The sequence below is a fragment of the Anaerovibrio sp. genome (assembly GCF_024697385.1).
Classification (GTDB): Bacteria; Bacillota; Negativicutes; order Selenomonadales; family Selenomonadaceae; genus Anaerovibrio.
The window spans coordinates 1-5,602 of record NZ_JAILFV010000151.1 but is presented as its reverse complement, the minus strand read 5'-3'; the positions used below and the strand labels follow the sequence as shown (position 1 = coordinate 5,602).

The following is a 5,602-nucleotide window of genomic DNA, read 5'->3' as shown; positions in this document are numbered from 1 at the left end:
GTAATACCCATCACAGAAGCAATATATGTATTGCCCTGAACAATTACTTCATCACCTTTACCAATATGAAGCAGCCTAAACGCAATCCAAAGAGCATCCAACCCAGAGGCAACTCCTACGCAATGCTTTGCGCCTATATATGAAGCAAATTCTTCCTCAAAGGAAGAAACCTCTTTTCCCAATACATACCAACCTGACCGAAGTACCTCCAGTGCCTTATTCTCAAATTCCTTTTGATATTTATAAAATCCTCTATCCATTCGATTAGGCATTATTTTCATATATACTCAATACTCCTCATATATTGTTTATAAAACACATTTATTTCTTTACTGTAGAATAAAATTTTCCGGAAGCTACCGCTTTTAAGTGCTTTCCATATGGTGACTTTTCATATTTATCTGCAGCCTTCAGTAAATCTTTTCTGCTGATCCATCCATATCTATACGCAATTTCCTCCGGAGCAGATATTTGAACACCCTGTCTTTTTTCAGTAATATTCACAAATTCTGTTGCTTCCAACAGACTGTCTATTGTTCCTGTGTCCAGCCAGGCAAATCCTCTTCCTAACAATTCCACATTTAATTTTTTCCCATTTAAGTACATTTCATTCAAAGATGTGATTTCCAATTCTCCCCGTTCACTTGGAACAACCTTTTTGGCCAAGTTACTGACACCCGCAGGATAAAAATACAAACCGGTTATTGCATAATTGCTCTTGGGATTAACTGGTTTTTCCTCAATCGACAAAACTCGTCCTTCATCATCAAACTCGACAATGCCAAAGCGTGATGGATCATTGACATAATAACCAAACACAGTTGCATACCCATTATCAGCACATTCAACACAACTCTTTAACAACTTTCCAAAATCATTGCCATAAAATATATTATCCCCTAGAATCATTGCACATGACTCATCACCAATAAATTTTTCACCAATAATAAATGCCTGTGCCAAACCATCAGGAGAATTTTGTACCTCATAAGATAAATGGATACCAAACTGACTCCCATTACCAAGTAATGCTTCAAATCGAGGAGTATCTTCAGGAGTGGAAATAATAAGTATATCTTTGATGCCAGCAAGCATAAGCGTACTTAAAGGGTAATAAATCATTGGTTTGTCATAAATTGGCAAAAGCTGTTTACTTGTTACCAAAGTCAATGGATACAGTCTTGTTCCTGCTCCACCTGCCAAAATAATACCTTTCATCTATGCCTCTCCTAAATATCAAATTAAATTTATCAAAACGCTAATACTGATAGGTACTTCATCTTCCAAATAATATCGCATTAATAATAAACTTTGTGTTTGTCACAAAATACCTCATAAATAATCTTCTAGGATCCTGTAACAATCGGTAAGCCCATTCCAAGTTATGTTCTTGCATCCAATTAGGCGCTCGTTTAATATTTCCTGCCACATAATCAAAGGCTGCACCAACACCTACCATAAGGCCATGAATCTGTCCCTGATGCTCTGCCATCCACATCTCCTGCTTGGGAGCGCCAAGTCCAACCCATATAAAATCCGGTTTGACATTATTAATCTCTTCGATAATTTTTATATTTTCTTCTTTGGTTAATGGACGAAAGGGCGGACTATACACTCCAGCAACTATCACGCCTGGATAATTCTGCTTCACATTATCACACAGCTTATTCAATGTATCTTCTGAAGAACCGAAAAAATAATGTCTGTACCCCTTATCCTTGCTTATAGATAATATTTTAGATAGATAATCTGGTCCGGTAGTGCGAGACATATTCACATATCCCCGCTTTCTTCCTACGGAAGATAAAGGCCCTCCATCCGGAACAGCCATGATTCCACCATTTTGAATACTACAGTACTCTTCATTTTCGTGTGCCATAACAGTCGTATGCACATTGCTTACGCAAATATAGTCTCCCGAAAGATCTTTTATATTTTTTATTGTAAAATCAATCAACCATTCCATATTGATGGCAGCAATATCTACTCCCATAATATTACAGGTTGGTATCTGATTTTTATTCACCTTATGTTGATATGGCACTGTGTTCAACCTCAATTATCATTAATCCCTATTAAAGATGTCCCGGGTATATACCTTATCTGCTACATCCTTCAAGCATTCATCAAATCTATTGGCAATAATACACTGGCACATAGTTTTGAACTCTGCCAGATTACCAATAATTTTACTTCCGAAGAAGGTACTTCCAGCCTCAAGAGTTGGCTCATATATAACTATTGTGGCCCCTTTTGCCTTTATACGCTTCATAACACCCTGTATAGCTGACTGACGGAAGTTATCTGAATTGCTTTTCATTGTAAGCCTATAAACTCCAATGATACAATCCATCTCTTTTTCCTTGCTATAATCTCCACGATTATAGTAGTCATAATATCCTGCCTTCTTCAGCACCTGATCTGCTATAAAATCCTTACGGGTACGGTTGCTCTCCACAATAGCACTAATCATATTCTGAGGAACCTCTGAATAATTGGCCAAAAGCTGTTTTGTATCCTTAGGGAGGCAATATCCACCATAGCCAAAGGACGGATTGTTGTAATGAGTCCCTATACGAGGGTCCAAACCAATACCTTCTATTATAGAAGCTGTATTAAGCCCCTTCATCTCCGCATAGGTATCCAATTCGTTAAAATATGAAACCCTTAATGCCAAATATGTATTGGCAAACAGCTTTACTGCCTCAGCTTCAGAGAACCCCATAAACAAGGTATCAATATTTTCCTTGAGGGCTCCCTCCTGTAACATTCCGGCAAAAGTCACGGCATATGCTTTGCTTTTTTCATCACAGCCAACAATGATCCGGGAAGGATACAGATTATCATAAAGGGCTTTGGATTCCCTTAAGAATTCCGGTGAAAATAGTATCCGGTCCGTTCCATATTTTTTCCTTATACTGTCAGTATAACCAACCGGTATAGTGCTTTTTATAATCATAACCGCCGTTTCATTACTTTGTAGTACCTGCTCAATAACGCTTTCTACAGATGAACAGTCAAAATGCTGGGTAACAGGATCATAATTAGTAGGTGTAGCAATAACAATGTAATCTGCATTTTTATAAGCAACCACAGCATCCGTGGTTGCCTGTAAGTTCAGCTGTCTTTTCTCATGCTCCGAAAGATATGTCTCAATATATTCATCCTGAATTGGGCTATGCCAGCTGTTAATGGAATCAACCTTCTTCTGAAGTACATCCACAGCTGTTACTTCATTATGTTGAGAAAGTAATATTGCAAGACTTAGGCCTACATATCCAGTTCCGGCAACTGCGATTTTCATCCGATTATATCTCCTAAATTATAAAATATATACCTCATCCACCTCGCATAGCTTGGTGGATGAGGATCCCATTCATAACAATCTTTAAATTTTTATGCCATTTCTTCCTTGCGATATGCCCAAAAGCCATAAATCAGGGCAAGCACAATGCCAACAGCCATACCACCTAAAGCTATATTTCTTCTAATAGGCGCACTTTTCATTGTAGGCAAATTAGCCTTATCTATTATCTGAATATCCATGCTCTCCATGGTAGCCTGGATTCTGGCCTGTTCACTCTGCTTAATAAGGGCTACATAAACCTCATTCTTGATTTCTGCATCCCGCTTCAACTTAATATATCCCAATGCATCATCAGAAAGCTGGGCCATGTCAGACTCGGAATCAGCCATCTGCTTTCTGACAGCTGTTTCACTGGCACTGGCCACTGCCTTATCCACCTGAGCCATTGCCTTGGACTGTACCAAAGCTGCCTGAGTTGGATTCATGGTTGAGGTACCGCTGGCTACAGCAGCTGCTACCTCCTGAGCCAAGCTTTCCTGCAGAGCTTGCATCTCAGCCCTGGCGCTCTTCAGGCTAGGATGCTCCTCGGTGTATTTCTGCTCCATCTTGACAATTTCTACTTCTTGGGCAGCAATCTTATTGCGCAGGGCAACTACTACATCACTATCAGCTACATTATAAGCAGAAAGATTGATATTCTGTTTTTCCAGCTCACTGTCAGCTGCAGCTAATTGGGCACCGGCGGCCTGTTGCTTTACCTGCATCTCTCCAATAGCCTTGTTGTAAAGAGCTGTACGCTCCAACACCGCCTTGGTCTGTTCATCAGGAGCATATACCTTATGCTCCTTGCTGTATTTTTCCAGCTTGGCAGCTGCCTCATCAGATTCCTTTTTGGCAGTATCTATCCTTTCATTGAGGAACTTCACCATAAAGGACTGACTGCTCTGATTCTGCTCGGTCATCATTTTAAGAAAGTTTTCCACTACATTGGAGGAAATCATCTGGGCCTCCTCCGGAGATTTCCCCTTACCTGTAACATTAATAAGATTAGTGCCTTTGATATTTTCAATTACCAAATGACTTTTAGCAAATTTTTTAGTTGTCATCTTTTCCCGTTCTTCAGGAGTAATATCCTCCAATTGGTCCATAATAGGTTCCAATACAGCACGGGATTTCATCATTTCAATATAACTTGCAGTTGGTGAAGCAGCTCCACTACCAATACCCATCATAGCCATAGCCGCAGAGGCGCCGGAAATATCCAGTTTGCTGGCCTTATTGGTCTGGACAAGAGTGTTGGACTCAAAGGTTGGTGGAATAATAAATGAAATAATTATGGCAATCAGGGTGCAGGTGACCACGATGGTTCCTGTTATTTTTTTTCTTTCCCAAAGGATACCAAAGAGTCGTCCAAGGTCGATTTCTACTTCGTCGTCTATATTTTTTTCTTTCATTGCTGCGCTCCTTTTTTGATATGTGATGTGAATGTGCCTTATATGATAAATTTCTTTAAATATGATTTTATGAGGGAAAAACCTCATCCGCCAACAAACAAGGCACATATGGCACAATTATTTTACAATGCTTCTGTATACTGCATAAATATTGATATAAGGGGCGATATCTTCACTCCAGATAATCTTGCCGGAATCTGGTACATACACAATATCACCATCTTCGATGGCTATGTTCTGACTAAGGTCATGCTTCTTTACAAAAGCATCCAGATTAACTTCGCGGAAATACAGCTTATCGTCTATCTGCCTAAGGAGCTGCACATGCTTGGAGCGTCCTTTTTTGTCCACACCACCAGCACTGGAAATAGCGGCATATACATTCATGTTATCCACTGACATTTCCTTGATACCTGGGCTATTTACATTACCCATGACATATATTTTACGAGGGCCATAGCTTTTCAGATATACATTAAATTCAGGTAATTTGTAATATTTGCTTAATTTTGAATGAATCAATGTCTTGGCTTCGTCAAGGGTAAGACCTATCAGCTTGACATTACCAACATATGGAATACGGGCCATGCCATCAACACCTACTGAAATATCATTTACACCAAATCCATCGGTATAGCCGATTGCCATTAAATTAATGGTGTCATATTTAAACAGTCGGTATTCATCCAGGGTTCTTTCGGCTCTGATATGGGCTACCTTAAAAATGCTGTTGTCGGTAGACTCAATGACATTTGACTGGGGTACTGGCTCGCAGGAAGCTACGGTTGGGTTCACTGTGGCTAATGATACGCCCAGCATGCATGTTGCTAATATAGCTGAT

Annotated in this window: 6 protein-coding genes; all 6 read right to left on the bottom strand. The window is 39.6% G+C overall.

What is annotated here, in order from left to right; translation table 11 throughout:
- On the bottom strand, positions 1-260 hold a 260-nt coding region (locus K6C05_RS08340), incomplete at its 3' end, for a DegT/DnrJ/EryC1/StrS family aminotransferase (protein WP_296733570.1).
- Between the two features lie 61 nt (positions 261-321).
- Positions 322-1,218 carry a glucose-1-phosphate thymidylyltransferase RfbA gene (rfbA, locus tag K6C05_RS08335; RefSeq protein WP_296733567.1) on the bottom strand — a complete coding sequence of 299 codons (897 nt, stop codon included), beginning with the start codon at positions 1,216-1,218 and terminating at the stop codon, positions 322-324.
- A 58-nt stretch (positions 1,219-1,276) separates the two neighbouring features.
- Positions 1,277-1,993, bottom strand: coding sequence for a WecB/TagA/CpsF family glycosyltransferase (locus K6C05_RS08330; RefSeq protein ID WP_296733566.1), 717 nt, complete (start codon positions 1,991-1,993; stop codon positions 1,277-1,279).
- Between the two features lie 72 nt (positions 1,994-2,065).
- Positions 2,066-3,304 (bottom strand): nucleotide sugar dehydrogenase, encoded by a 1,239-nt coding sequence (locus tag K6C05_RS08325; protein WP_296733564.1) that lies wholly within the window; start codon positions 3,302-3,304, stop codon positions 2,066-2,068.
- Between the two features lie 92 nt (positions 3,305-3,396).
- The gene (locus tag K6C05_RS08320; protein WP_296733561.1) at positions 3,397-4,761 is read right to left on the bottom strand and encodes a Wzz/FepE/Etk N-terminal domain-containing protein; all 1,365 of its coding nucleotides are present in this window, start codon (positions 4,759-4,761) and stop codon (positions 3,397-3,399) included.
- Between the two features lie 117 nt (positions 4,762-4,878).
- The coding region (locus K6C05_RS08315) for a polysaccharide biosynthesis/export family protein (RefSeq protein WP_296733560.1) at positions 4,879-5,602 on the bottom strand (724 nt) is incomplete at its 5' end.